Consider the following 26,283-nt stretch of genomic DNA (forward strand, 5'->3'; position numbering starts at 1 on the left):
ATAATGTCGGAATTCTTGACATGATCGGGTTCGATGCCTTGTACCCTGAAGAACGGTTGTGAAGGACCGGATCGGCGGGAGGTGAAGCTGCGATGCGCAGTGAGCCCCCCAGTCATCCCCCGCGCCACGCCATCCCGCCCAGGTAGCCCCACGGCCTGCGGCGGCGGGCGTGCGCGCGCACTCCGGATGTCCGTGACCGCCTTCCGCCTCCTGGGAGTTCTCCCGTCATGACCCACCTGCCCGCCCTGCTCGAAGAGCACGACCTCGCCGGGGCGCTGGAGTGGCTGGAGACGCAGCCGCCCTACGCCATCGCCGACGAGATCGCCCGCATGGACCCGGTCGACTCCGTCGTCACGTTCCGGCTGCTCGACAAGGACCGCGCCCTCGAGGTCTTCGAGGAGCTGGATCCGGTCGATCAGCAGGAGATCCTTCAGGGCCTGCGCGACCAGGCGTTCCGCGACCTCGTCGAGAACATGGACCCGGACGACCGGGCCCGCATGCTCAACGAGGCCCCGGCCAAGGTCGCCCAGCGCGTCCTGGCCGGACTCAGCGCCCACGAGCGGCAGATGACCGCGGCCCTGCTGGGCTACCCCGAGGGCTCGGTCGGCCGGTACATGACGCCCGAGACGGTCGCGCTCCAGCAGGATCTGACGGTCAGCCAGGCCCTCGAGGTCGTCAGGCGGCGCGGGGCGCGCGCCGAGACGATCTACACCCTGCCCGTGGTGGACCGGGGGCGGCGGCTGACCGGGATCGTGGAGCTGCGCGAGCTGGTGCTGTCCGAGCCCGGCGCGCCGGTGTCCGCGCTGGTGGTGACCGAGCCCGCCAAGGCGAGGGCCACGGACCCCGCGGAGGACGCGGCGCGCCTGATGCGCGAGACCAACGTGCTCGACCTGCCGGTGGTGGACAGCGAGGACCGCCTGGTCGGGCTGCTGACCAGCGACGACGCGTTCGAGGTCATCGAGGCGGCTGACACCGAGGACGTGGCGCGGCAGTCGGGCGCCGAGCCACTGGAACGCCACTACATGTCGGCGAGCGTCTTCCGGCTCTCGCGGACCCGGGTCGTCTGGCTGATGCTGCTCATGGTGGCCGCGACCCTGACCGTTTCCGTTACCCAGCTATTCGAGGGCGAGCTGAACGCCGTTACGGATCTGGCGCTTTTCGTTCCGCTGCTGATCGGTACCGGGGGCAACTCCGGCGCGCAGGCCGCCACCGCCGCGGTCCGCGCGCTCGCGGTGGGCGAGGTGCGCACGTCCGACCTGCTCCGGGTCGTCTGGCGCGAGTGCCGCACGGGGCTGCTGCTCGGCTGCATGCTGGCCGTGGTCGGCTTCCTCGTGGGCGGCCTGTTCGTCGGCTGGGACGTGGCCGCGGTGGTCGCCGTGACGCTCGTGGTCATCTGCGCCTGGGCCTCCACGGTGGGCGGCACGATGCCGCTGCTGGCGAAGAAGCTGCGCATCGACCCCGCGGTGGTCTCGGCCCCGATGGTCACCACGCTCGTGGACGCGACGGGCCTGGTCATCTACTTCTCCACGGCCAAGGTGATCCTGGGCATCTGAGGGTAATGCGCGGAAGAGTTCACGTCATTGCCCGGGTCAGATGGACGGAACCCCTGCTGCGGCCCGCGATTCGTCCGAGGGAAATGCTGCGACGACCGCACGGTCGAAGGGCTCCTTCCGCAACCGCGTCTCTCGCCGCTGCACCCGGGCCTTACCACAGGAGTGCTTCCTGATGTCGTGATCCGCGGAATCCGCTGGTGCCTCCGGAGCAGGCCGGGAATGGTTGCGACCATGGTCGAGATGTATGTCACCTGAGCTTCCGATCAGTTGCCCACCGAGCCGGAACGTGACCGCCGTGCCTGTACCGGCGTTTCCACGACCCATGGAGGAATGAGTGACCAGCACGTCTGCCGACGACACCAGCGCATCGAGGACGGACGACGAAGCAGCCGCGCTGCGGGCGGCCATGGTGAAGGAACTGCGCAGCCTGGAGGCGATCACATCCGAGCCCGTGGCCGCTGCCTTCACGGCAGTGCCGCGGCACACGTTCGCCCTCGACGAGCCGTTGGAGAAGGCGTACGACGCGGATCGCGCGCTGGTGGTCAAGCGCGGCCAGGACGGCGCAGCTCTCAGTTCCCTGTCGGCCGCTCACATCCAGGCGGTGATGCTGGAGCAGGCCGGTATCGAGCCGGGCATGCGGGTGCTCGAAGTGGGCTCGGGGGGATTCAACGCGGCTCTTCTCGCCGAACTCGTCGGCGATGACGGGACGGTGGTCTCCGTTGATATCGATGCGGAGATCGTCGAGCGCGCCCGCACCTGCCTGGACGCGGCTGGCTACGGCCAGGTCAAGGTGGTGCTGGCCGATGCCGACAACGGTGTGGTCGCGCACGCGCCCTATGACCGGATCGTGGTCACGGCAGGAGCGTGGGACGTCCCTTCGGCGTGGCGGGAACAGTTGTCCGAGTGTGGCAGGATCGTCGTCCCGCTGCGTATGAGGGGACTCACCCGCTCTATCGCGTTCGACCGGGACGGTGAGGGGCTGGTCAGCGGAAGTTACCGCCTGTGCGGTTTCGTGCCCATGCAGGGAGCCGGCGCCTATACCGAGCGGCTGGTCCGGGTCGATGAGGGGATCGCGCTGCGGGTCGACGACCAGCAGCAGGACTTCGACGTCGAGGCCGTGGCAGCCGCCGTGCGGACGCCACGGCTGGAGCTGTGGACTGGTGCGGCGTTCGACCTGCCCGACGAACTGGAGTTGTTCTTGGCGGCCAGCACGCCCGAGATGGTGATGCTGCACGGCAGGCAGGATGTCGTCGATCAGGGCTTCCTCGCGCCGTCGGTGACGCGCGGCGTGCCCGCGCTGGTCGACGGCGGCAGCTTCGCGTACCGGACCAAGCGGCAGAACGCTGCGACCGGCGGGTTCGAGAGCGGCGTCTTCGCTCACGGCCCCGACGCGCAAGCGGTCGCGGAGCGGTACGCCGACTTGCTGCGCCGGTGGGCGTCCGATCACCGGCGCCGCGGTGCGGCCCACCTCCGGTACCGGCCGATGCCCGCCGGTATGGCTGAACCGGCCCCAGGAGTGATCGCCAAGCGGCTTGGCGCCGTCGAGATCTCCTGGCGCTAGGCACCCGGCCCCGGCAGACCTTCGCGGGTGCGGAAAAGCATGCACCACCCAACTCACAAGGAGGAACGTATGTCTGTCTACCCCGAGAGCGCGGCGGTCACCGGCGTCCCGCCCTCAACGGGCCACGAGGAGATCGTCGATGGCTGGGACCTGGATGTCTCCATCGTCGAGTCCGGCCCGGAAGCCGACAAGCTCATCCAGATGACCGACGACGGCTGCGGCAAGACCTGCCAGTCCGCCTGCTCGACGACCTGCCCGTAGCGGGCCATCCGGATCCCCGACGGCCGCGGTGTCCGGCTGGTCGCAGCAAGCGGCCGGTCGGATACCGCACTTCGATGGAGGACGCCGGTGTACCAGTACAGCGATGCCGCGATGGTGCGTGCACTGGCCTGGCCGCCGGGCCACCCCGTACCGTCGTGGCCCGATCTGACCGGCGAGGCAGACGCAGCGGCGTCCTGGCGGCCGTGGCTGGAACAGGCCCTGCGAATACCGGGCTTCGCCGCCGCCTTGGAGCAGGCCGCCCCCGTGCTGGCCCGACGTGTACGAGACATCTGCGAGGGCCGGGAGCTTCCCGAGAACGCCGTCCGCAAGGTGGTGATGGCAGTGATGCGCTATGTGCTGCGCGCTTCGGGACGGGCCACCCCCTTCGGCCTGTTCGCCGGAGTAGCGCCAGCGGAGATCGCCAAGGCAACGGCCGTTCGCCTGGGTACCCGGCACCGGGCCATCGCCGGGCCGACGGCCGAGTGGCTTACGGCGGTCATCGAACGCCTGGAGGCCGAGCCCGCGCTCCAGCCGCACGTGACGGTCCAGGCCCATGCGCTGGTCGTCGAGCGGGACGGTCATCTGGTGCTGGAACACCGCGGCTCCCGCGCCTCCGGCCGGGCACCAGCCCGTGTCACGGTCCGCGCCAGCACCCCCGTCACCTCGGCCATGGACGCCGCGCGCAGCCCCATCCTGCTGGCAGACCTTGCGGGAAAGCTCGCCACCGAGTTCCCCGGCGTGCCTGCAGGCGTCATTGCGCGTCTGCTGGCGGGCCTGGTCGACCAGCGCTTCCTGGTCACCAGCCTGCGCCCTCCGATGACGACGGCAGACCCGCTTGGCCATCTCCTCGCCGCCCTGCCCTCCGAGGCAGCCGAGACGGTCCCTGCCGTGGCCGAGACGGTCAAGCAGTTGCGCGAGATCGCCGACGGAATGGCACGGCACAACGCCGCCCGCACCCCCGACCTCGCACACACCGAGCGTCGTCGGCTCACCGCCGCGATGCGGAACCTGGCCCCTGTCTCCGGGCCCGCGCTCACCATTGATCTGCGGCTGGAAGGAGGGGTGACGATCCCGCGTCTGGTCGCGGAGGAGGCCGCTCGGGCGGCGGACGTGCTGACGAAGCTGGCTGGTCGCCCCGCTCTCAGCGCAGCATGGGTGGCCTGGCACGGCCGCTTCCTGGAGCGCTACGGTCCGCGTGCCCTTGTACCGCTCCTCGACGCCGTGGACGGCGACATCGGACTCGGCTACCCGGCCGGCTTCCTCGGCGCACGCCCGGCCCCGACGGGCAGAACGCTGACCGAGCGGGATACGAAGCTGCTCACCCTCGCGCAGAACGCGGCGCTGCGCCGACAGCACGAGATCGCACTCGACGAGACCACGGTCTCCGACCTCGCAACCCCACTCCCCCCGGATGCGCGCGTCCAGCCGACCACCGAACTGACCGTGCGCCTCCACGCCACCAGCCCTCTCGCCCTGGACGCCGGAGACTTCACACTGGCGATCGTCGGGGTATCGCGCGCAGTCGGCACCACCGTCGGCCGTTTCCTGCACCTGCTGGATACCGACGACCGGGAGCGCCTGGCGAAGACCTTCTCGACCGGGCCGGGCACCAACGAGGGCGTGCTGACCGTACAGATCTCCGCGCCCCCGCTGTATGCGGGCGCCGAGAACGTCGCCCGCATCCCCCGCGTCATGCCCACGCTGCTCGCCCTGGGCGAGTACCGCGACCCCGGCGCGCAGACCGAGGTAGGGCTGGAGGACATCGCCGTCACCGCGGACGTGGACCGCCTTTACCTGGTCTCCGTCTCCCGCCGTCGCCCGCTGGAGTTCATGACGCTCAACGCGGTGGAGCCGACTCGCTACACGCATCCGCTGGTGCGCTTCCTCACCGAGGCCACCGTCGCGCTGAGCATCCCGTGCACTCCCTTCGACTGGGGAGCCGCAGCCGCGCTGCCGTTCCTGCCCGCGCTGCGCCACGGCCGTACGATCCTGTCTCCGGCACGCTGGCGGCTCGTGGCCACCGACCTGGCCAGCGACGATGCGGAGTGGACGGAATGGGACGAGTCCCTGGCGGTGTGGCGGAACCAGGTCGCTGCCCCGAGCACGGTCTATGTCGGCGACGGCGATCAGCGCATCCGCCTGAGCCTCGCCGAGTCTTCCCACCGGGCTCTGCTGCGTGCGCATGTGCAGCGTGAGGGCATCGCCGTGCTCCGCGCCGAGCCGACCGCCGGTGCGGCGGGATGGGCAGGCGGGCGCGTCCACGAGATCGTCATCCCCCTGGCCTCCGCCACAAAGCCGCGGCCAGCTCCGCGGTGGCTGGACACCGGGCAGGCGGTCCGGCGTGATCACGGTCATCTGCCCGGGTGCGGCGGGCGGTTCTTCGTCAAGCTGTATGGCCGTCCGGATCACTACGGCAGCATCCTCACCCGCCATCTGCCCGTTCTGCTCGGTGAGGTGGGCGATGAGGTGCGGTGGTGGTTCCTGCCCTACCACGACCCCGAGGACCATCTGCGGCTGCGGCTGTCCGTTCCCGTCGGCGGGGTCGCGAGCGCGTCCGCAGCGATCGGAGCATGGAGCCAACGGCTGCGCCGGGCCGGTCTGGTCGCCCGGGTGCAGTGGGACACAGACTTCCCCGAGACCGCCCGCTTCGGCGGCGCGGCGATCGACTCCGCTGAGGTCTACTTCGCCGCGGACTCGCAGGCCGCTGTCGCGCAGATCGCGGCGAGCACGGCGAAGGGCGGCCCCCATGCGCAAGCCCTGACCGCCGCCAGCATGCTCGACCTCGCGACGGGCCTCATCGGCAACACCGCCGAGGCGATGACGTGGCTGATCACCCACACACGAACGACGACCACGCCTCCGGCCCGCCCCCTCTACAACCAAGCCGTCGCCCTGGCCAACCCGAACCACCACAGGCACCTCGCCAGCCAGCCCGGGGGCGAGCAGATCGTCACGAGCTGGTCCCAGCGCCGGGACGCGCTGGCCGCCTACCGCACCGCTCTCGAACAGACCGGCTCAACAGACGCCATTGCCCAGCTGCCCGAACTGCTGCACCTGCACCACACCCGCATCGCCGGAGTCGACCTGGAGGCCGAACGCCAATGCCTGCACCTGGCCCGCGCCGCGGCGCTGAGCTGGACCGCACGAGCGCGGGGAACGTCATGAGAGCGAACCCGGAGGCGCTGGACGCAGCCGATACGATCGCCGCCGTACTGACCGACCCGCGCACCGCCTGGGCCACGGCGCCGCCCGGCGGCCGGGCATGGCCACAGTCACTGGCGGGCGGCGCGGCCGGGGTCGCACTGCTGCACATCGAACGCGCCCGCTCCGGCCGCGGTGACTGGGCCACGGCCCACGCCTGGCTGTCCTCGGCCGCCGCCGGAAACCTGACCGCCGCAGCCAATGCGGGCCTGTACATGGGAGCCCCGGCCCTGGCGTTCGTCCTGAACGCCGCCGCTAACTCCTCGACCCGATACCAGCGCGCGCTGGAGAAACTGGACGTCGCCACCATCACCGTCACCCGACGCCGCCTCGCCGACGCCCACGTTCGCATCGACCAAGGCGATCGCCCCGCCATGAAGGAGTTCGACCTGATCCGCGGCCTGGCCGGGCTCGGCATCTACCATCTGACCCGCCATCCGCACCATGAGATCACCCGCGACGTGCTGGCCTACCTGGTGCGCCTGACCGAGCCGCTCCCCGACCGCGGCCTCCCGCCGTGGTGGACGGATCTGTCACCCAACGGCACGCCACACCCCGACTTCCCCAGCGGGCATGGGAACTTCGGCCTGTCCCACGGCATCGGCTCCGTCCTCGCCCTGCTGTCCTTCACCCTGCTGCGCGGCCTCGCCGTCACCGGCACCCGGGACGCGGTCGAGCGCATCTGCGCCTGGACCGACCAGTGGCGCCAGCACGACGACACAGGGCCCTGGTGGCCGGGCTTTGTCACCCTCGACCAAGTCCAGCAACGGCGAGTCGATCCGCGCCTGCGGCCACGGCCCTCATGGTGTTACGGCATCGCCGGCACCGCCCGCGCGCAGCAACTCGCAGGTCAAGCCCTGGGCGACACCGCCCGTCAGCGGGTCGCGGAGACCGCGATGCTCACCACCCTGCGCGACCCGGCCCAGCTTGACCTCCTGCCCGACATCGGGCTCTGCCACGGCAAGGCCGGGCTGCTCCAAGCCGCCTGGCGCATGGCCGCCGACGCCCGCACTCCCGGCATGGCCGCCGGGATCCCCCGCCTCGCTGCCCGGCTCACCGGCCAGATCACCCAGCCCTCAGCCCTGACCGACCCCGAACTCCTCGACGGCGCTGCCGGCGCCGCACTCGCGCTGCACACCCTCGGCACCGCAACCGCCCCCACCACGGGCTGGGACGCCATCCTCCTCCTGGGATAAGAGACGGAGCCGACCGGAATGGGCACACCGTGGCGGCAACTCAACGTCGCCTTCCCCCACTGGGCCACCTCCGAGCACACCGCCCTCACCCATCTCGCTCCGTGCATGGCCGCCGCCGAGGCCGAAGGGCTCATCGCTGCCTGGTTCTTCATCCGCAAAGCCCCCTGCTGGCGGATTCGCTGCCAGCCTGCCGACGACCCCACCACGACCGAGAAGCACCTCCTGCGCGAGATCGGACGCCTGAAGCAACAAGGGCTCATCAACGCCCTCACGCCCGTCATCTACGAGCCCGAGGTCCACGCCTTCGGCGGACCGCAGGCCATGGCCGCCGCACACCGCCTCTTCCACCTCGACAGCCACCACCTCCTGGACCACCTCACACACAACCCGGGCGACGGACACCGCCGCGAGCTGTCGATCCTCCTGAACACGGCCATGCTCCGCGCCGCCGGACTCGACTGGTACGAGCAAGGCGACGTATGGGCACGCGTCGCCGACCACCGCGACTCGCCCGAACCGCCTCCCGCGGACCGACTCAGCAACCTCCAGGCCGCACTTCGGCGGATCATGAGCGCGGACATCACCAGCCTCACCCGCGAAAGCGCGACGCTGACCGTCGCCGCCACGTGGCCGCACGCATTCACCACCGCAGGCCGGGAACTGGCCGATCTCGCCACAACCGGGCAGCTTCACCGAGGGCTGCGCGCCGTCCTGGCGCACCACATCATCTTCGCCTGGAACCGACTCGGCCTCCCACACACCGCCCAAGCCATCCTGGCCACCACCGCCAAAGCCGTCATCTTCGGGCCGCCCGACCCCGCCTCCCCGCACAAGCCCCGAGAAGGACAGACATGGCCCCCAACAGCACGGTGATCAGCAGCCGGACACTCGCCTGGTTCCCCCTCGTCGAACGGCACCGGCCCCCCGGCCTGCCCCTGGAGACCCGTATCACCGAACTCCGGGACTTGGCCGCTCAGCCGGGCACGGACGACGCACACCAGCAGATGAGCCAAGCCGCCGAGATCTGCAACAAGGCGGCACTCATCGCCTCCGACTGCGGACTCCCCGAACTCGCCCACGCCCTGTGCTGGTCACAGCACGAGGTCTACAACACGGCGAGACCACTCCCCCCAGCCACGGCGAAACTCGCTCTCCAGCCACTCCTGAACATCCCCCGACAACTGATCCGCGAGGGCCGCGCAGACACCGCCCATGCCCTCCTCGAATCGCTCTTCCACGCCGCCCGCGACCAAACGGACACCGTGATCAGCGGACGGACCGTCAACTTCACACAACTCACGTCCGACCCCGGCGGACACCGCACGATCTGCACCATGGTGTGGGCGGCACTACTCGCCGACGGCACCCGCGCCCTCGCCCAAGCAGGGCGCTGGCAACAAGCAGCCGAACAGGCAGCCCACCACCGCGGCATCGGCTCACGCCTGCTCGACGGCCGACAGATCACCATCCTCGCCACGGCCCTCAACGGACAAGCCAGCGAGGCACGCACCCTTGTCGAGCAGAGCACACCCTCCGCTCCCTGGGAGAAGCCGGTACAGAACCTGCTGCGCGTACTGTGCGGACGAGCAGCGGGAACCGTTCTGACCGAGCATGTCACCACGATGCTCACCACAACGCTGGCCCTGCTCCAGCAGACCATCCCCGCCACGACCGTCTTCCGCACCCGGGTCGGCCTCACCGCACTCGACATCACGGAGGACCACAACGGCCCGCAGACGGCACAGTTGCGGGCAGACATCATCGCCACAGCTCGTACGGACGCCTACGCGGCGCGTGATGCACTCGCCCACAGCCAGCTTCTCCCCACCATGACTGCCCGCCAGCGCGAAGACATTGTCCGGCTGGTTCGCGCCGCAGGACTTGATGCCGGAGCAATCCGGCCACCGCTTCACCACGACCTGAACAAAGCGGTCGCGTCGGCCGAGCAGCGACTGCGCACCTTGCTGAGCAGGACAGGAACAGACGCGGCCCACGGCGCGCGCCATCGCCGTTCGCGCTCCCGGTATTTGGGTGGCCGACCCGGTGGGGGACCACCTACCGTGCGGACCATGACGACAGCGGCCGCGGGTGCGGCGGACATCGAGGTCCGGATCGTTCGCGACGAGGACTCGCAGGAGTGGCAGCGCGCCCTGGCCCACGGCTTTCTGAGCCCCGCGCGCACCGGCGAGGCCGCCGCGGAGTGGTGGCGCCTGCGCTTCGCGCCGGGGCGCATCCTCGGCGCGTTCGACGGCGCGCGATGCGTGGGGACCTATCACAGCCTGGAGTTCGCGCTGACCGTGCCGGGCGGCGCGACGCTGCCCGTGGACGGCGTCGCGGGCGTCACCGTCGCCACGTCGCACCGCCGCCGCGGGATCCTGCGCCGCATGATGGAGCTCGACCTGGAGCGGGCGCGGGAGCGCGGCGACGTCTTCGCGCTGCTGAACGCCGCCCAGTACGGCATCTACGGAAGGTTCGGCTTCGGCCCCGCGATCCGCTTCACGGGCGTGGAGATCGAGGTCGCGCGCTCGCGCGGCCCGCGCCCCGGGGTGGGGGAGCTGCCCGTGGGCGCGGCGATCGAGCCGCTGACGATGGCCGAGCTGGCCAAGGTCGGGCCCGACCTCCACGACCGCTTCCGCGTGCGGCAGCCGGGCGCGATCAGCAGGTCGCCGCTGTGGTGGGCCCTTGAGACGGGCCAGGCTGAGCGGTCGGCGGGCGCCCTGGCCCCCGAGCCGATCGCCGTCGCCTACCGCGACCCCCGGGGCCGGATCACCGGCCTGCTGACCTACCGCGCCGACAACGCCTTCGCGGGCGGCGACCCGCACACGACCGTGACCGTGCGGGACCACCTCGCCCTCGACCGCACCGCCAGGGAGGCGCTGTGGCGGTACGCGCTGTCGTTCGAGTGGGCGGGCCGCCTCGTCGTCCCGCGCCTCGCCCCCGACGACCCGCTGCCCCGCCTCCTGGTCAACCCCCGCGCGGCGCTCCCGCTGCGCCGCACCAACGACGACCACTGGCTGCGCATCCTTGACGCGCCCCGCGCGTTCGCCGCCCGCACCTACGAGGCCCCTGGCCGCACGGTGTTCGAGGTCGCCGACGCCCAGGGCTATGTCGCGGGCCGCTGGTCGCTTGAGACCGCGGCGGACGGCACCGGCGTCCTGACCCGCACCGACGACCCCGCCGAACTCGCCCTGGACGCGGGGGCGTTGGCCAGCGTCTACCTGGGCGACGCGACCGTGCCGCACCTCGAGGCCGCGGGCCTGATCGCCGAGCTTATCCCCGGCGCGGCCCGGCGCGCTGGCCTTCAGCTGCGAACGTCGTTCGCCCCTTGGTGTCCCGACACGTTCTGAGCGATCACGCCGCGTCCCGGCGCGGCCCTTCCTAGACTTGCGGGCAGCCACCGTCATGCGAGGAGAACCGCCGTGCGCCCTGCCCGTTTCCAGCAGTTCGCGATCGACACCTACCGGGCCGCTGGCCTCGGGGCCGAGCCGTGGAACGAGAAGTCGAAGCGCCCCTACGGCGTCAAGGTGCGGCTCGCCTCAGGGGCCGAGGTGTGGCACGCCATCACGACGCAGTCGCGCGACGGCGACGACTTCGAACGGCCCGAGGAGCCGGTGGAGAAGGACGCCCCCGAGCCGGTGGCCGTGCCGGAGCTCGGCGCGGGGCGTGTGCGGCTGCTCGATGTCGAGCGCCACCTGGTGGCCCTGCTGACCAACGCCGGATCGACCGAGATGGCCCGGGTCTACGGCTATTCCGACCGGGAACAGCCTGGCCGCTCGCCCGGGTTCGGAGTTGAATTCCACAGCGGGGCACGGGCGTTCGCGCCCTTCGTCCACGCGATGCGGTCGGGACAAGCCCCAGGCCAGCCGTTCGACCTGCCCGCCGAGGTGTGATCACACATCGGGTGAGCGCGTCGGGTGAGCGCGTCGGGTGATCAGGGCGCGTCGGAGCCCAGGGCGTAGCAGTCCTCGTAGGCCGTGCCCGCGCTCAGGTGCCATGCGCCGGAGTGCGGGCTGAGGAACGCGCCGGTGGTGGTGCGGATCACCAGCTCGTACGCGCCCGGCGCGAGCGTCAGCGTCTTTGCCGGGCGCTCGGCGTCCGTTCCGCACGCCTGGCCGAAGACCCCGTCCAGCTCGCCGCGCGTCGTGCAGTCGGCGCACGCGTCGAGTGTGGCGGTGCCGGTCTCGGGGCCGGTCCACAGGATCTCCAGGGCCTCGGGCGAGTCGTTGACGACCTCGACCGTCACGGCGCCGCGCGGGGCGGTGCCCACCGGGGTCGGCTCGGGAAGCTCGCCGGTGCGGCCCTCGTTGACCTCGCGTATCTCCACCGCGATCAGCAGGTCCTCGGCCACCGAGGCGCGCCCGTCGTCAGGGTAGCCGTCCACGAGCCGTTCGAGCGCGTCGCGCGCCTGCCCGTACCGTTCGGCGTCGTAGTGGGCGACGCCGCACTCGTACAGCGAACGGCCCACCGACTCCTCGGCCTCGGTCAGCCGCTCGGGCGTGGCCGCGGCCAGCGCGAGCACGGCCTCGAACGCGTCGCCCGCCTCGCAGTACGCCCCCTCCGCGAACCGCGCCTCGCCGCACGCGAACTGCGCCCCCGGCAGGTCGCTCCGCGCGCGGGACGCCAGCCGTTCGGCCTCGTCCGACTCGACCGCGGCCAGGTCCTCCAACGCCCGCAGATCGGCGACCGTTTCGCAGGGCCGCTCGGCGAGGTCGGCCGTTCCCGCGGCGTACAGCGCGTCGAGGCGCCCTGGGACGCGCGCGGCCTCGGCCGTGCCCGGGTGCTGGGCGCGGACGGCGGTATACGCGGCGACGGCGGCGCCGTAGGCCGCGCCCAGGTCCTCGGCGGCGTGGCCCGCCGCGGCCTCGGCCAGCGCGTCGGCGGCCAGCAGCCGCACCTGGCCGAGGCGTTGCTCGGCGCCTGGCCAGGGCGGTGCGCCGTCGTAGAGGGCGAGATAGGACTCGTAGCCGCTGACCGCGCCCCGGTAGTCGCCGCGTTCGGCGGACGCCTCCGCGTCGAGCGCGACGGCGCACGCGTCGCGCCCGGTGCGCGCGTCGGCGGACGCGGGGCTCAGCACGAACTCGTAACGGCTCGCGGAGGCGCGCGCATAGTGCGCCAGCGCGTCCGCGCACTCGCGCGCCGCGTGCGCGCGCTCCGCGCGCTCCAGTGCTTCGGCGGGCAGCGTGCGGTACCAGGCGAGCCCCGAGGCGACGAGCACCAGCAGGGCGCCGCCCGCCGCGAACGGCACCCATGGCCGCCCGGTCGGCGCGGCCGGATCGGGAACGGGCAGGTGGCGCGCGCGCCGGTAGCCGTCCGCCACCTGGGCGGCGAGCCACAGCGCGTAGAGGGGGAGCCAGAGCAGGGGCGCTCCCGCGGCGTTCCACGCGTTGGCGGCGAGGATCAGCAGCGCGGTGCCAGCCCAGCAGGCGCAGGCGCGGGCGCGGAGCCGCAGGTAGAGGTAACCGGCGCCGGTGCCGCTCGCGTTGAGCAGGGCGGCGGCGACGCCTCGCCGCCTGATGAGCCCAGGCCGGTACCCGCCGATGCTCCCCATGCGCAACCCTCCGGATCGACACCCATCGCCCCCATTTCACACGCCGTGCACACGTGGGCGGTTCCCGGGGTGTGGGATCCTCTGGTGGGGGGAGCCTCTCGACCAAGGCTGCGCGGGGGCGGTGTCTCGACCCTTTTATGGGGGTAAAGCTTGGGAGCGCGCGGGCCTATGGCGCCGCGCCGCTGCTGAAAGGAGTCTCTGGCCGCGTTCCTGATCGTATCCACGATCAGCCACCCCGCTTGTTGTACCCATGATTCTGCCAGCATGAGGCTACTGGCGGGGTGTGACACAGCGCCTGTGCGGCTGGCAGGCGCTATGCCAGCGGTGTTGCAAACAGGGGAGGAGCCGCGATCTGCACCTATCCGGGGAAGCCGAGGTCCTTGAGGTAGGCGAGCCGTGCGTTTATCGCCGCAGAGAAGTGGCGCCAGTCGAGCTTGTTGACGGGTTCATGTGGTTTTGGGTCGGTAGCCGAAGAGGTGATGTAACAGGCCGCGTCGTAGAGCCGCTCGGCCAGGAGTCTCTGGCAAAAGACACCGAAGCGCTCTTGGTAGGACAGACCCAGCCAGATGTCCTCCACCGGCAAAGCACCCTTGGCCGGATTGACTCGCCTGCGAGATCCCTCTTCGTCCTGCATGATGAAGAAGTATCCCAGCCAGGGTTCCTCTCCCGGATACAGATCCGCCAAGGCCGCATGGCGCAAGTCGATAGCGCTGCCGAGCGCTTCCTCGACTCGGTTGTTGAAGTTGTTTCCGAACGAGGGCCCGCCTAGGGCCTTCAGCTCGAAGGCAGCTACCAGGGTGTTCCTGTGGACGACGACCAAGTCCCACTGCTTCTGCGGCCGGTAGTAGCCAGGTAGTTCGAGCCCCTGTGATTTGGTGACACGGATGCTCTCCGGCGGGTACCCAGCGTCGAGGAAGAACTTCGACAGCAGCACAGCGATGGCATCGAAGTGCTTGCCGCCACGTACGGAACCTGCTGTGCCCGCTCCCACAGCGGCCTTGATCGCCGACTGCTCCTTCTGGAGTTCTTTGGCACCCCAGTACGCCGCGATGGCGTCTTCGAAGTCTTGGCGGGTGACCGTCAAGATCCGTTCCTCCTAGTCAGGCAGCATGGCGAGCCCGTAGACACGCAAAGCAGCCTCGGTGGCAGCCTCCACATCCCGCTTGTCAAAGGCTTCGGCGAGAGCGGTCTGGTCGCTCTCGCTGATAGCCGCCGGGTCTGGGACGCGGATCTTCCGGAGGTACTGCGCCTGGAAGCGGAGGGTGCCCCCTCGCATCTTGACCGCGTACGCCTCCACGAATGCTTCCGCAACCCTGGATAGCAACAGGCCACCGAGTACACGCATGTCCCAGACGTCCGAGACGATGAAGTACAGGTTGTGGTGAGGGTACAGGCCACCTTCATCGAGGACTGGATGGATCCTCAGCTTCATGTCCGGAAACAGCAGTTTCTGGCGGCCGGTGAGCTGGTGGTCGACCTTGTCGATGGTCTTGTACCAGCGCTGAGGTTGCTTGACCGCGACGTAGCGCTTGCGCAGGGCCTCACCGTGCTTCTCGAAGTAGGAGGCGAGACGCGGATACGCATTGAGGTTGACCAGGTCGCCGTTGGCCGTCCAAGGATTGACCAGGTGCGTGCCCTCCCAGTTGATCGTGCCGCTGGTGGTGTCGCGCACCATGGCCATGGGGAGCAAGCGGTCTTGTTCGACCAGGTTGTGGTCCTTGGTGAGGAAGATCTTGTCTGCGCCGGTGGCGATACCGATCCCGACCTTCGTTCCGGTCTCGGTGTCCTCCAGGGGGCGGAAGCGCTCGGTGAGTTCCTCAAGGACCGCGAGCCTTGCTGGCGAGGCAGCCGGCCACGAATCCTCTTCCGGGAACCAATGAGGCATGCGAGCAGCTTGGTAGGAAGCCGTGGTGACCGTCGGCGGCTTCCCCTTCAGGTACCAGTCGGCGAAGCCTTGCGCCTGCCGGGCTCCGAAGGATCGGTTCGTATCCGCAGCGACCGCTGCGCCCTGGGGCTTGTTCGAGATGAGGGTGATCGCGGGATAGGCCGAAACCTGATCCTCGAAGGCATCGACATCGTGCACTGCGAGGGCGAGGTCCATGCTGAAGTGCTTGGCCACAAGCTGCCGTAGCCGTCGTCCGTACGCGTTCCGCATCCAGCGGTCGGCGCAGATAAAGCCCAGCTGGCCGCCTTGGTTGAGGCTACGAAGGGCCATCTCGTAGAAGCCGATGTAGATGTCTGCCCGGCCTCCCATAGTGGAGCAAGCCTGACGGTAAGCGGTCATCCGATCGTCGGGAACGCCTTCGAGTCGGATATACGGAGGGTTACCGACGACGTAGTCCGCGCGGCGATCGGCGTCCGATTGCAGTAGGTAGTCGCCTTGCTTCACCCATGCCGTGGCGACCTTCCTTGCGGCGTTTGGACCCCAGCCCTCTTGGAGCAGCGTGTCCGCGATGAGCGTGCGGCTCTGCTCGACGTTGCGGTCCAGCAGGTCGAAGGCGCGAACGGCGTCGATCGCATCCGTGATGGGACGCTGGTACGTGCGGCATGACGCGCTGATTCTGGAGGCGACGACGGTCAAGAATGCGCCGCCGCCGCAAGCTGGCTCCACGAGCCTCAGCTCGCAGAGGTTCCTACCTGCCGTGTAGCCGAGAAGGTCCAGGATGAGCTCGACCACCCAAGAACGCGTGAATACCTCACCGTGCTCCACGGCCTCCTGAAGAGACTCGGGAAGGGAGAGGACGTCGGTGCTGAACAGCGCGATAGTCGCCACGCAAGGACAGTACCGCCCTTGCCCTTCACAGACTCGCTTCCATCCACAGAGCGTAGTCATTCTATAGCGGTATGCCGAGGTGTGCCTGCAGGGCCGTCCGTCCCAACCCCAGGGCGGCCCGGTCCCATCCGAGCAAGAACAGCACGCCCCGGCCGGGGTCCTCGCTGTCCCGGATGGCCTGGCGCCCGGCCCCGAGCCGACCACGCTCGATGCACCCGTTGTCGTTGCCGCTGTAGCTGCTCTTGTGCCATGTGATGGGGGTGGTCGGCTTCATGAGCTGGTCCCCTCAGTCGGTGAGGTCGCCTTGGCGGACGGCGTCTATGAAGGACTGCCAGTTGTCGGGTTCGAAGACGAGCATGCCCTGGGCGCGGTCCTTGGTGTCCCGTACCGCGTGGTGTCCTGATCCGAGCCGACCACGCTCAACGCACCCGTTGTCGTTACCGCTGTAGCTGCTCTTGTGCCAGTCGACATCGGCGTGCGAGTGGCGCGTGGTTTCCATGTCAGGCTTCCTTGATCAGGTCCCGCAAATACCGCTTCGACGCGGCGGGCGACAGCGCTGCGGCCGTCAACTCATCCCATGCCTTGGTGTAGTGCGGAACGTCCTGCCGCTGCTCCAACAGCGTACCGCCGGTGATGTGCTCCAACCAGACAACGTCCGCCGGGGGCTCGCCCCTCAGGCTGAAGACGGTGAACGGCGGCCACTGGTCGATGGGCAACGACGCGTCCAGCGGGAGCACTTGGACGTTCACATTGGGCAGGTCTGCCGCAGTGAGCAGATGTTCAAGCTGCTCCGCCACTTGTTCCTGCGTTCCAGGGATGCGGTGCAGTGCGGGCACATCGATGATCGCCCGAAGCAGGAACTCCGAATGCCTGGTGAGGAGTTCCTTCCGCTTCATCCTGGCGTCGACGAGCGAGTCGATCCGGTCGCCTTTGACTGCCGCGATCACCTGCCGCATGTATGCCTCGGTCTGCAACAGGCCGGGCAGCACTTGGTTCTCGTAGGACCGTACGAGCTGTGAGTCGGACTCCAGCGTCAGGTAGTCCTTGAGCGAGTCGTGGAACAGCGGGCCCGCGTTGCTCCACCAGTCGACCTTGTGGATCTCCTTCGCCAGCCGCTTCAGGTTGACGCGGTACTGGTCGTCCTCGACGCCGTAGAGGTTCAGCAGGAGCGTCAGGTCGATCTGCCGGATGCCTCTGCGGCCGGTCTCGATCTGGCTGATCTTCGGGTGTCCGCACTCCAGCGCGTCGGCCGCCTCCTGGACGGTGAGGCCAGCGGCCGTGCGGAGTTGGCGCAGCTCACCGCCGAGGCGGCGGCTGCGCATCGTGGGCATGTCCTCCTGTGGCATGGCCATATGATGTCCGCACCCTGCGGCTGCAACAAGATGCGCCCATGGGAGTCATCAATTCGAGGGAATCTCCTGAGGAACACTTGCCTAAGTGATGCGTTCCGCGCGACTATCGTGGGCAATTGTTCGCACACTCCGCGTCACCGGATGTGTGCCTCTCCCGCGCACATGTCCCGAACAGCGGTTCAAGCAGCGGCAGGTGACTGGTATGACGACGACTCCGGAGGAGCCACCGCCCCCCGACGACACGCCCGCGTGCGACGGCTCTCGTCGCCGATCCGAAGAACTGGCCGCCCAGTGGGACGAGTTGAGCCAGCTCATCGACGAACACCTCAAGAAGCTGGGGGAGAAGTGATGCGCAGCGACGAGATCGAGCCGGGGATACGGCGGATCGAGGTGGAGGCCGCCGCCATACGGCGCGGCGATGTACTTGCCCTGGGCGGGCGGCCGTTGATCGTGCTCGACCATGTCGCTGTGCGTGACGGCGAGCTGTCGATCAGCTTTGTCTCGGGGGAGCGGCTTTCCGTCAACCCGGCGACATCGCTGATCGCGCTGCGCGCGGACGCGCCGGGGCTTCAGACGCGGTCGTTCTGGGCCGTACGCCTGCCGGACCGGCCGCACGAGATACCCGGGCGCGCCGAGATCGTGGCCCAGGTCGTGCTGGGGTGCGCGCTGATCCTGACGATCGGGCTCGCGGTGGTGACGCGATGAGCAGGAGCGGGATGGTGGCCGTCGAGGTGACCGCCTCCACGGTCAGGCTCGGCGATCAGCTGACCATCGGCGGCACGCCGTTCATGGTCTGCGACATGACGGCCCTGGCGGGCGGCGGGAAGCTGCTGCACTTCGCGGGGGGCGAGTCGTTCCACATGGGCTGCTTCACGGTCCTGTGGGCCAGCCGCCATGTCTCCCAGCTGCCCGGCTTCGTCCGAAGAGCGCGGCGCGGCTGAACTTCCGAACGAGTTCGCCGTGGCGCGGGTGCTCGCCACTCGACCGAGCCGGTAGCCGGGGGTGCCTTGAGAACGAAGAAGAGGAAGCACAGGGTGGTCGAGAGGTCGTGGAAGGCGTCGGGATACAGCTCCCGGGCGGCCGGATCGGGCTGTGGCTCGCTGATGACGGCCAGGTGGAAGCCCGCCGCTGTGAAGGCGTCGGTCATCGCGTGCAGCGGCCTGCGCCAGAAGGTCATCCGGGCGGGCTGGCCCACCAGGTCGGTCCAGTCCTGGGTGAAGTCGGTGGTCGCGTGGTAGTCGGGCCGAGGATCCTGGGTGGCGTAGTCCACGAAGGGGTGCTGCACCGATGCGATCAGTCGGCCGCCTGGCCTGAGCACGCGCCGCATCTCGGAAAGCGTCCGCCCCCAGTCCCGCACGTAGTGCGGCACCAGCGAGGCGAGAACATCGTCGAACGCGCCGTCGGCGAACGGCAGCGGGTCGCGCGGATCGGCGACGTGCAGGTCCGCGTCGGCGCCCAGTCGCCGTCGTGCCAGCTCCACCATCCCGGAGCTGGAGTCGAGGCCGGTGACGAGGGCGCCTCGATCACGCAGCGCGGCAAACAGGGGACCTGAGCCGCACCCGGCGTCGAGGATCCGTCGGCCAGCTACGTCCCCGGCGAGGGACAGCATCGCGGGCCGCTCGTAGTAGGCGTTCAGGAGGCTGGTCTCGCTGAGGGCCGAATACGCCTCGGCGAAGCTGTCATAGTCGTTCACCCGGACCGGGGGTGCGGCCTTGGCGTGGTTTCCAGCGGTAGGCACGCTGCGGTCTCCGTCGTGTCAGGTCGGCATGTCGAACTGGCGTAAAAGGGTGGCCGGTTCGTGGCCAGCGTGCGGCGCCGCGGGCCGACCGCGGGTCACGCCGCATTGGCCAGCGCCCCGGCGCGCGCCTTTCCCGAGGCGCGCGCGGTCGCGTAGAGCGTGATCGCCGCCGTTGTCGTCAGGGCCGCCAGGGCGAAGGCGACAAGGCCAGGCCACGACGAGTGGTGGTAGATCGACGCGCCGAGGGTGCCGCCCGCGCTCGCGCCCGCGTAGTACGCCACCTGGTACAGCGCCGACGCCTGCGCCCTGCCGTGTTCGGCGACCCTGCTCACCGATCCGGAGGCCACCGCGTGGCCGAAGAAGAAGCCCGCCGTGATCAGCACCAGCGCCGTCAGGACCGCCGCCAGGTGGTCGACCAGGCTCAGCAGCAGGCCCGTCGACACCGTGGCGATCGCCACATACAGCGCGCCGCGCCGCCCGAGGCGGTCCATCAGCGGGCCCGTCGCCGACGACGATCCCGTGCCCACCAGGTAGACGACGAAGACCGAACCCGCAAGGCCCGCCGAGAGGTTGAACGGCTCCTCGACGAGGCGGAAGCCGATCACCGTGTACACCGCGCTGAACGCCGCCATCAGCAGCGCGCCGATCGCGTACAGGCGCAGCAGCAGTGGCCGCGACAGGTGGCCGCGCAGCGACCGCAGCACCAGGCGCGGGCGCAGCGACGCGGGCGTGAAGTTGCGCGAACGCGGCAGCAGCGCGCGGAAGATCACCGCGGCGACCAGGCCGAGCACGGCCACCGCGCCCAGCGCGGCGCGCCAGCCGAAGCCCTCGGCGATCCAGCCGGTCAGCACGCGCCCCGACATGCCGCCCACGCTGTTCCCGGCGATGAACAGGCCGACCGCGCCCACCGTGGACCGCGGCGGCAGCTCCTCCGACAGATACGCCACGGCCGAGGCGGGGATGCCCGCGATCGCCGCGCCCTGCAACGCCCGCAGCGCGATCAGCGTCGACAGGTCGGGCGCGAACGGGATCACCACCGCGAGCGCGACCGCCACCGCCACCGAGACGGTCATCGTGCGCCGCCGCCCGAAGCGTTCGGACACCGCGCTCAGCGGCAGCACCGCGGCGGCCAGGCCGATGGTCGTCGCGGAGACGGTCCAGCTCGCCCGCCCCGGGTCGACGCCGTACGCGGCGGCGATGTCGGGCAGCAGCGCCTGCGTCGCGAACAGCATCGCGAATGTGGCCATGCCGAGGGCGAACAGCGCGAGGTTGATGCGCCGGAGCGGTGAGCCGCCCGCGGTGGCGGGCGGGGACGGCGGAAGAGAGGCCCCCGAGGTGACGGGAGCCTCCGCGGTGGTAGGCATGCCGCCAACGTACGACCGCCCGCCTCATGCGTCCAATGCATGAGGATGCGATAATTCATTCTTATCATGCATCATTACAGGTGAGGGGCCCGCCATGTCGTCGAACGCCGCCGCCGAACTCGCCTCCGGCTCATGGTCGGGGCTGCTCGCGCCGCGCCTCGCGCAGTTCGCCGCGGTCGCGCGGTACGAGCACATCACGCGGGCCGCGGCCGAGTTGAGCGTCCCCCAGCCGACGCTGAGCCGCGCCATGGCGCGGCTCGAGGCCGACCTGGGCGTCTCGCTGCTCGCCCGCCACGGCCGCACGGTGTCGCTCACGCCCGCGGGCCGCGCGTTCGCCCGCTCCGTCGAACGGGCCCTGGACGAGGTCGAGCGCGCCGCCGACGCCGTGCGCTCGGACGCGGACCCGGCGGCGGGCAAGGTGGCGTTCGGATTCCTGCACACCATGGGTCCAGAGACGGTGCCCGCGCTGCTGCGCGAGTTCCGCGAGCACCACCCGCGGGTCAGGTTCGCGCTCGTGCAGAGCTATGGCGAGGACATGATCGAACGGATGCGTGCGGGCGAGCTTGACCTGTGCCTGACGTCGCCCGTGCCCGAGGCGCCCGATCTCGTCACGCGCCGCCTCGACGAGCAGCGGCTCCACCTCGTCGTGCCAGCCGACCACCGGCTCGCCACGCGGCGGCGGGTGCGGCTCGCCGAGGCGGCGGACGAGCCGTTCGTCACCCTCGAGCCCGGCTACGGCCTGCGCAGGCTGACCGACGCGCTGTGCGAGCAGGCGGGGTTCCGGCCAAGCGTCGCGTTCGAGGGCGAGGAGCCCGAGACGCTGCGCGGCCTGGTCGCCGCGGGGCTCGGCGTCTCGCTCCTGCCGCCGCCGGCCGTTGCGCGGCCAGGGGTGCGGGAGTTGGCGGTGAGCGCGCCGCGCGCGGTGCGCGAGATCGGCGTCGCGTGGATGGCGGGCCACCCCGACACGCGCCCCGTCGCCGACTTCAAGCGCTTCCTGCTCGGCCGCAGGGGGCGCCTGGCGGGGCCAGGCCCTGAACCCGGGCTCGCGCCCGGGGAATAGAGCCCTCTACGCGCGTAGCCGCTAGCATGGCCCCGTGACCCCGAGCCAGACACCGCCAAGCCCCGATCACATCCTGCGCGCGCCCAAGGTGCTGCTGCACGACCATCTGGACGGCGGCCTGCGCCCCGCGACCGTCGTCGAGCTCGCCGCCGAGCAGGGCTACGACCGGCTGCCCACCGGTGACCCCGAGGCGCTGGGCGCCTGGTTCCGCGAGGCGGCCGACTCGGGCTCGCTCGAACGCTATCTGGAGACGTTCACGCACACCGTCGGCGTGATGCAGACCGAGGAGGCGCTGGCCCGCGTCGCCGCCGAGTGCGTGCGCGACCTGGCCGCCGACGGCGTGGTCTACGCCGAGGTGCGGTACGCGCCCGAGCAGCACGTCGAGCGCGGGCTCGCCCTCGAACAGGTCGTCGAGGCGGTCAACGCGGGCTTCCGCGAGGGCGAACGGCTCGCCGCGGCCGAAGGGAACCGCATCAGGGTGGGCGCGCTGCTCACCGCGATGCGGCACGCCGCGCGCGCCCTGGAGATCGCCGAGCTGGCCAACCGCTACCGCGACCTCGGCGTCGTCGGCTTCGACATCGCGGGCGCCGAGGCGGGGTTCCCACCCACCCGGCACCTGGACGCGTTCGAGTTCCTGAAGCGGGAGAACAACCACTTCACGATCCACGCGGGCGAGGCGTTCGGCCTGCCGTCGATCTGGCAGGCGCTCCAGTGGTGCGGCGCCGACCGGCTCGGGCACGGGGTGCGGATCATCGACGACATCAAGGTGGCCGACGACGGCTCGGTGACGCTCGGGCGGCTGGCCGCGTATGTGCGGGACAAGCGGATCCCGCTGGAGCTGTGCCCCACGTCCAACCTTCAGACGGGCGCGGCGACCTCGTACGCCGAGCACCCGATCGGGCTCCTGCGCCGCCTCAGCTTTCGGGCGACCGTCAATACGGACAATCGGCTCATGAGCGGCACCAGCCTGAGTCGGGAATTCACCCATCTGGTAGAGACTTTCCGCTACACGCTGGATGATCTCCAGTGGTTCACGGTCAATGCGATGAAAAGCGCGTTCATTCCTTTCGATGAACGTCTGGCGATGATCAACGAGGTGATCAAGCCCGGGTACGCCGCGCTACGCTCCGAATGGCTGTTTGGTCAGCGGGGTTCCGTACGTTCCTGACCTGGGGCGATGTCGGGCGTCACGGCCTTGGGTGCCCGTCGGTACTACTTTTCGGGGGCCGTGGGTTACGGGTAACGGCACGCATTTCGATTCATTGCGGTCCCGGCATTTCAGCGGTTACCTTCTGCGGGCCGCTCGAAACCCCACTCAAGGACGTAGTGACAGAAATGAAGCAGGCAATTGTGAAGTCCATCGGCGTGGCCGCACTCGGTGCGGCGTTCACCGCGGCTGTGGCGGGCACCGCCGCGGCCGCGCCCACCGACAGCCTCAGCGGGGCGGCGACCGACGTGACGCGCACGCTGCCCGCGCTCGACTCGACCACCCTGGACCGGACCACGAGCGGCACGGGCGACCTCGTCCGCTCGGGCACGGGCCTGGTGCGGGGCGCGACCGAGAGCGCGCCGCTGGCCGCCGACACCCTCGCGCACACCGAGAAGAAGCCGGGCGGCGGCCTCACGGGCGTCCTCGGGAACCTGCCGATCGACCCGTCGGGCCTCGGCCTGCCCACCGACGCGCTCAGCGGCGTCAGCCTCGGCTGACGCCCCGCAGCGACAGGGCCCGTTCCCCCGCGGGGAGCGGGCCCTGTCCGTGTGCCGCGAGCGCCGCGACGCCGCGGCGGGTCCGCCCCTGGTCCATGCGCCGCTCGGGCGCCGCGTCCCGGCCGGGTGAACGCCTGCGCTGGGCGGGCAGCCACACGCCGTCCCCGGTGCGTTCTCCCAGCGTGCGGGCGCGCAGCAGGGCGTAGCACAGCTGGTGGGTGACCACGATGCCGAGGGTGTTGAGGATGACCGTGTCCACGTCGGCGACGCGGCTTGGCACAAGCGTCTGGAGCCCTTCGATGGCCAGCGCGATCATGCCGCCGACGAAGCCGGTGCGGATGAGGGAAGCGAACCTGGGCCCGCCGAGGCGCTTTCCCAGCAGGGGCAGCAGCACGCCGAGCGGGGCGAGGCGCAGCATCCCGGCGCCGACCGTGCGCAGCGCCTCGCCGGGGCCGCGCTCGACGTCGGCCCTGATGGTGGCGAGGGGCTGGAGGTTGGCGGGGGAGACCCACAGCACGTCCAGGGGACGCAGCGCGAGCCACACGACGCCGACGAGATACGCCAGCAGGAGGGTGAGGGCCGCCAGCCGCGGGTGCGGACCGGCTTCGGGCCCGGTGGAGCCCGCGGGGTGATGCTGCACGGGGATGGGGACGCGGGACGCGCGCGCCGCGGTTCCCTCGACCGCGTCACACCCGCGCCGACCGCGTCACACCGGCGACCACGACGTCACACCGGCGACCACGACGTCACACCGGGGCCCGGCTGCTCCGTGGCTGCTACGGGGCGTCGACGGGGTTGTGCGCGGCGTCGGGGCTCGTGCGCATCGCCGAGGTGCACGTGTAGGGGCGCGGCGCCTCGCTCGTGTGCGACCCGGGGCCGCCGAGCAGCACGGTGTGCCCGTTGCCGCCGAGGGAGTCGCTGTGGGCGAAGGTGCAGATGATCTGGACCAGGGCGACGGCGGTCAGCTCGCTCGGCTTGCTGCTCAGCCGCAGCGCGGGCGCGGGGTCGTCGGCCTCGGGGCCCGTCACCCGGAGAGAGGCGGGCACCTCGCTCGTGAAGCCCGCCTCGCGCTCGTCGTCCTCGGGGTGGGTCTGGAGCTCGGCGAGCAGCGCCTCGGCGACGGCCACCCGGTCGTCCTGGCCGGGGAGTTCGACGGGGCGGCGCACGGACTCGATGTGCGAGCCGCACAGCAGGTAGACGTCGGAGGCGGCGCCGTCGACGATCTCGGGACGGGTGTCGCACGTGGCGCGCGTGGGCGCGGGCCCGGCGTCCACCGGCACATCGGTGGGCCGTATGCCGCACCCGGCGAGGGAGATCAGTGCGAGCGCGCAGACGGCGAGCGCGCGCCAGCCCTGTCGCGCGGTCAACGGTGCTCTCCTTCCGCGCCGCCGCCGTTGGTGGCCTCCGCGCCCGCGGGCTGGCGTTCGGGCAGGTCGGGCTCGCGGGGGAGCCGCAGCGTGAACACGGCGCCGCCGTCCTTCGCGTTGTGGGCGCTGATGTCGCCGCCGTGCAGGTGGGCGTTCTCCAGCGCGATGGACAGGCCGAGGCCGCTGCCGTCGGAGCGCGGGCGCGAGGCGCTGGCCTTGTAGAAGCGGTCGAACACGTGGGGCAGCACCTCATCGGGGATGCCGGGCCCGCGGTCGGCGACCTCCACGAGCACGGTGCTCGCGCCGTGCGGCGCCGCCTTCTCGCGGATGGTGACGCGCACGGGGGAGCCGCCGTGCTTGAGGGCGTTGCCGATGAGGTTGGCCAGGATGACGTCGAGGCGCCGCGGGTCGAGGCGGGCGATGATGCCGCGGTCGGCGTTGAGCTCGACGGCGTCCAGCCACGCGCGCGCGTCGATGCAGGCGGTCACCTGGTCGGCGATGTCGACCTCGTCGAGGACCATGCGGGCGGTGCCCGCGTCGAAGCGGGTGACCTCCATCAGGTTCTCCACCAGGTCGTTGAGCCGCCGGGTCTCGCTGACCACCAGCTGGACGGCGGGGGCGATCATCGGGTCGAGGTTGTCCACCTCGTCCTCGAGGACCTCCGTCATGGCGGTGATGGCCGTCATGGGCGTGCGCAGCTCGTGGGACATGTCCGCGACGAAGCGGCGGCTCGCGGCCTCGCGGGCGCTGAGGTCCTTGACGCGCCGCTCGAGGGAGGCGACGGAGCGGTTGAACGTCCGGGTCAGCTCGGCCAGTTCGTCGGCGCCGCGCACCTCGAGGCGCGTGTCGAGCTTGCCCTCGCCGAGGCGCTGGGCCGCGTCGCTCAGCCGCTGCACGGGGCGGAGCACCATGGTGGCGGCGGCCTGGGCCAGGAGCACGGAGCCGATGACGGCCAGTGCGGTGGCCACGCCGAGGGACCAGGCCAGGGAGTTGAGGTCGTCGCGTTCGGGCGCGAGGGAGACATACATGTAGCCCGTGGGGCCGCCGCCCATGACCCGGGTGCCGCCGATGAGATACGGGTCGCCGTCCACGGTGATCCGCTGCCAGTAGAGGTGGTACGCGGCCTCGCCGTCGCCGTCGCGCCGGTCGTTGACCGCCTCGACGAGGGAGTCGGGCACCATCGCGTACGCGAAGACCGCGGGGTCGGACTCGGCGGTGCATATGCGGCCGCCCTCGGCGGGCTCGGCGCGCAGGACGACCTGGTAGTTGAGGCTGTTACGGGCGAGGGCGCCGGCCATGCCGGTGTAGTCGCCGCAGCTGGACTCCTCGGGCAGGACGCTCGCCTGCTCCCCGAGGGCCTCGCGGAAGTCGCGCAGCGCGGCGTTCTGCGCGCGGGTCAGGACGGCGTCGCGGTTGAGCCAGTACGCGATGCCCGAGACCGAGACGGCGGCCACGAGCGCGACGAGCGCGAACACCGTGACCAGGCGCAGCCGCAGGCTGGTGAGCCGCAGCAGCGTGCGGAACCAGCCGCGTATCCGCCCCTCGCGCGGGGCGCCGCCCGGGGCGTCGGCAGGGGCGTCGGCCCGCGCGGGGCGCGCGCCG

At 70.8% G+C, this 26,283-nt stretch carries 23 protein-coding genes and 1 pseudogene; 13 read left to right on the plus strand and 11 right to left on the minus strand.

Annotated features, from left to right (window positions below):
* Positions 1-227: 227 nt before the first annotated feature.
* From mgtE to DEH69_RS30665, 8 genes are all read left to right on the plus strand, one after another.
* Entirely contained in the window at positions 228-1,553 is a 1,326-nt protein-coding gene (gene mgtE, locus DEH69_RS30630) for a magnesium transporter (protein WP_113690259.1), read from the plus strand.
* 334 nt (positions 1,554-1,887) lie between these two features.
* A complete protein-coding gene (fxlM, locus tag DEH69_RS30635) occupies positions 1,888-3,114 on the plus strand; it encodes a methyltransferase, FxLD system (protein ID WP_258535081.1) in 1,227 nt (408 codons plus the stop codon).
* Positions 3,115-3,183: 69 nt separating this feature from the next.
* Positions 3,184-3,375, plus strand: a complete 192-nt coding sequence (locus tag DEH69_RS30640; protein ID WP_113690260.1) for an FxLD family lanthipeptide — start codon at positions 3,184-3,186, stop codon at positions 3,373-3,375.
* An 87-nt stretch (positions 3,376-3,462) separates the two neighbouring features.
* Positions 3,463-6,540, plus strand: a complete 3,078-nt coding sequence (locus tag DEH69_RS30645) for a lantibiotic dehydratase (RefSeq protein WP_113690261.1) — start codon at positions 3,463-3,465, stop codon at positions 6,538-6,540.
* The gene (locus DEH69_RS30650; protein ID WP_113690262.1) at positions 6,537-7,772 is read left to right on the plus strand and encodes a lanthionine synthetase C family protein; all 1,236 of its coding nucleotides are present in this window, start codon (positions 6,537-6,539) and stop codon (positions 7,770-7,772) included. The genes DEH69_RS30645 and DEH69_RS30650 overlap by 4 nt, the downstream gene beginning before the upstream one ends.
* An 18-nt stretch (positions 7,773-7,790) precedes the next feature.
* Entirely contained in the window at positions 7,791-8,645 is an 855-nt protein-coding gene (locus DEH69_RS30655) for a thiopeptide-type bacteriocin biosynthesis protein (RefSeq protein ID WP_113690263.1), read from the plus strand.
* Positions 8,624-11,119: a GNAT family N-acetyltransferase gene (locus tag DEH69_RS30660; protein ID WP_113690264.1), complete on the plus strand. Its 2,496-nt coding sequence runs from the start codon at positions 8,624-8,626 to the stop codon at positions 11,117-11,119. The genes DEH69_RS30655 and DEH69_RS30660 overlap by 22 nt, the downstream gene beginning before the upstream one ends.
* Before the next feature lie 72 nt (positions 11,120-11,191).
* Complete coding sequence (locus DEH69_RS30665; protein ID WP_113690265.1) at positions 11,192-11,662, plus strand: hypothetical protein; 471 nt, start codon at positions 11,192-11,194, stop codon at positions 11,660-11,662.
* Positions 11,663-11,703: 41 nt separating this feature from the next.
* On the opposite strand, the gene DEH69_RS30670 is transcribed toward DEH69_RS30665, so the two are convergent.
* From DEH69_RS30670 to DEH69_RS30695, 6 genes are all read right to left on the minus strand, one after another.
* Positions 11,704-13,320, minus strand: coding sequence for a hypothetical protein (locus DEH69_RS30670; RefSeq protein ID WP_113690266.1), 1,617 nt, complete (start codon positions 13,318-13,320; stop codon positions 11,704-11,706).
* 358 nt (positions 13,321-13,678) lie between these two features.
* Positions 13,679-14,404, minus strand: coding sequence for a PaeR7I family type II restriction endonuclease (locus tag DEH69_RS30675; protein ID WP_113690267.1), 726 nt, complete (start codon positions 14,402-14,404; stop codon positions 13,679-13,681).
* 12 nt (positions 14,405-14,416) lie between these two features.
* A complete protein-coding gene (locus DEH69_RS30680; RefSeq protein WP_220131364.1) occupies positions 14,417-16,093 on the minus strand; it encodes an Eco57I restriction-modification methylase domain-containing protein in 1,677 nt (558 codons plus the stop codon).
* A 61-nt stretch (positions 16,094-16,154) separates the two neighbouring features.
* On the minus strand, positions 16,155-16,367 hold the full coding sequence (locus DEH69_RS30685) for a DUF397 domain-containing protein (RefSeq protein WP_113690269.1): 213 nt from the start codon (positions 16,365-16,367) through the stop codon (positions 16,155-16,157).
* Positions 16,368-16,379: 12 nt separating this feature from the next.
* Positions 16,380-16,592, minus strand: coding sequence for a DUF397 domain-containing protein (locus DEH69_RS30690; RefSeq protein WP_113690270.1), 213 nt, complete (start codon positions 16,590-16,592; stop codon positions 16,380-16,382).
* Position 16,593: 1 nt separating this feature from the next.
* On the minus strand, positions 16,594-17,439 hold the full coding sequence (locus tag DEH69_RS30695; RefSeq protein WP_113690294.1) for a helix-turn-helix transcriptional regulator: 846 nt from the start codon (positions 17,437-17,439) through the stop codon (positions 16,594-16,596).
* Between the two features lie 208 nt (positions 17,440-17,647).
* Here DEH69_RS30695 and DEH69_RS31910 point away from each other — a divergent pair, with 208 nt between their 5' ends.
* Positions 17,648-17,794, plus strand: coding sequence for a hypothetical protein (locus DEH69_RS31910; RefSeq protein WP_181727680.1), 147 nt, complete (start codon positions 17,648-17,650; stop codon positions 17,792-17,794).
* Positions 17,794-18,150, plus strand: coding sequence for a hypothetical protein (locus DEH69_RS30700; protein ID WP_113690271.1), 357 nt, complete (start codon positions 17,794-17,796; stop codon positions 18,148-18,150). Before DEH69_RS31910 ends, DEH69_RS30700 begins: the two co-directional genes overlap by 1 nt.
* Positions 18,151-18,436: 286 nt before the next feature.
* Here the strand turns inward: DEH69_RS30700 and DEH69_RS30705 are convergent.
* Positions 18,437-19,183 (minus strand): annotated as a pseudogene (locus DEH69_RS30705) (class I SAM-dependent methyltransferase); the annotation flags it as partial.
* Between the two features lie 95 nt (positions 19,184-19,278).
* Positions 19,279-20,547, minus strand: coding sequence for an MFS transporter (locus DEH69_RS30710; protein ID WP_113690272.1), 1,269 nt, complete (start codon positions 20,545-20,547; stop codon positions 19,279-19,281).
* Positions 20,548-20,641: 94 nt separating this feature from the next.
* On the opposite strand from DEH69_RS30710, the gene DEH69_RS30715 reads away from it, so the two are divergent.
* The 3 genes from DEH69_RS30715 to DEH69_RS31915 all read left to right on the plus strand — a co-directional run bounded on the left by DEH69_RS30715 (position 20,642) and on the right by DEH69_RS31915 (position 23,314).
* Positions 20,642-21,607, plus strand: coding sequence for a LysR family transcriptional regulator (locus DEH69_RS30715; protein WP_113690273.1), 966 nt, complete (start codon positions 20,642-20,644; stop codon positions 21,605-21,607).
* Positions 21,608-21,641: 34 nt separating this feature from the next.
* Entirely contained in the window at positions 21,642-22,775 is a 1,134-nt protein-coding gene (locus tag DEH69_RS30720; RefSeq protein WP_113690274.1) for an adenosine deaminase, read from the plus strand.
* Positions 22,776-22,942: 167 nt separating this feature from the next.
* A complete protein-coding gene (locus DEH69_RS31915; protein WP_181727681.1) occupies positions 22,943-23,314 on the plus strand; it encodes an ATP-binding protein in 372 nt (123 codons plus the stop codon).
* Here DEH69_RS31915 and DEH69_RS30730 read toward each other — a convergent pair.
* The 3 genes from DEH69_RS30730 to DEH69_RS30740 all read right to left on the minus strand — a co-directional run bounded on the left by DEH69_RS30730 (position 23,301) and on the right by DEH69_RS30740 (position 26,216).
* Positions 23,301-23,954: a VanZ family protein gene (locus DEH69_RS30730; protein WP_113690275.1), complete on the minus strand. Its 654-nt coding sequence runs from the start codon at positions 23,952-23,954 to the stop codon at positions 23,301-23,303. The genes DEH69_RS31915 and DEH69_RS30730 overlap by 14 nt on opposite strands.
* A gap of 136 nt (positions 23,955-24,090) precedes the next feature.
* Positions 24,091-24,681, minus strand: coding sequence for a hypothetical protein (locus DEH69_RS30735; protein WP_113690276.1), 591 nt, complete (start codon positions 24,679-24,681; stop codon positions 24,091-24,093).
* Positions 24,678-26,216, minus strand: a complete 1,539-nt coding sequence (locus tag DEH69_RS30740) for a HAMP domain-containing sensor histidine kinase (protein ID WP_258535086.1) — start codon at positions 26,214-26,216, stop codon at positions 24,678-24,680. The genes DEH69_RS30735 and DEH69_RS30740 overlap by 4 nt, the downstream gene beginning before the upstream one ends.
* Positions 26,217-26,283 lie beyond the last annotated feature (67 nt).

Source organism: Streptomyces sp. PT12 (assembly GCF_003311645.1).
Taxonomy (GTDB): domain Bacteria; phylum Actinomycetota; class Actinomycetes; order Streptomycetales; family Streptomycetaceae; genus Streptomyces.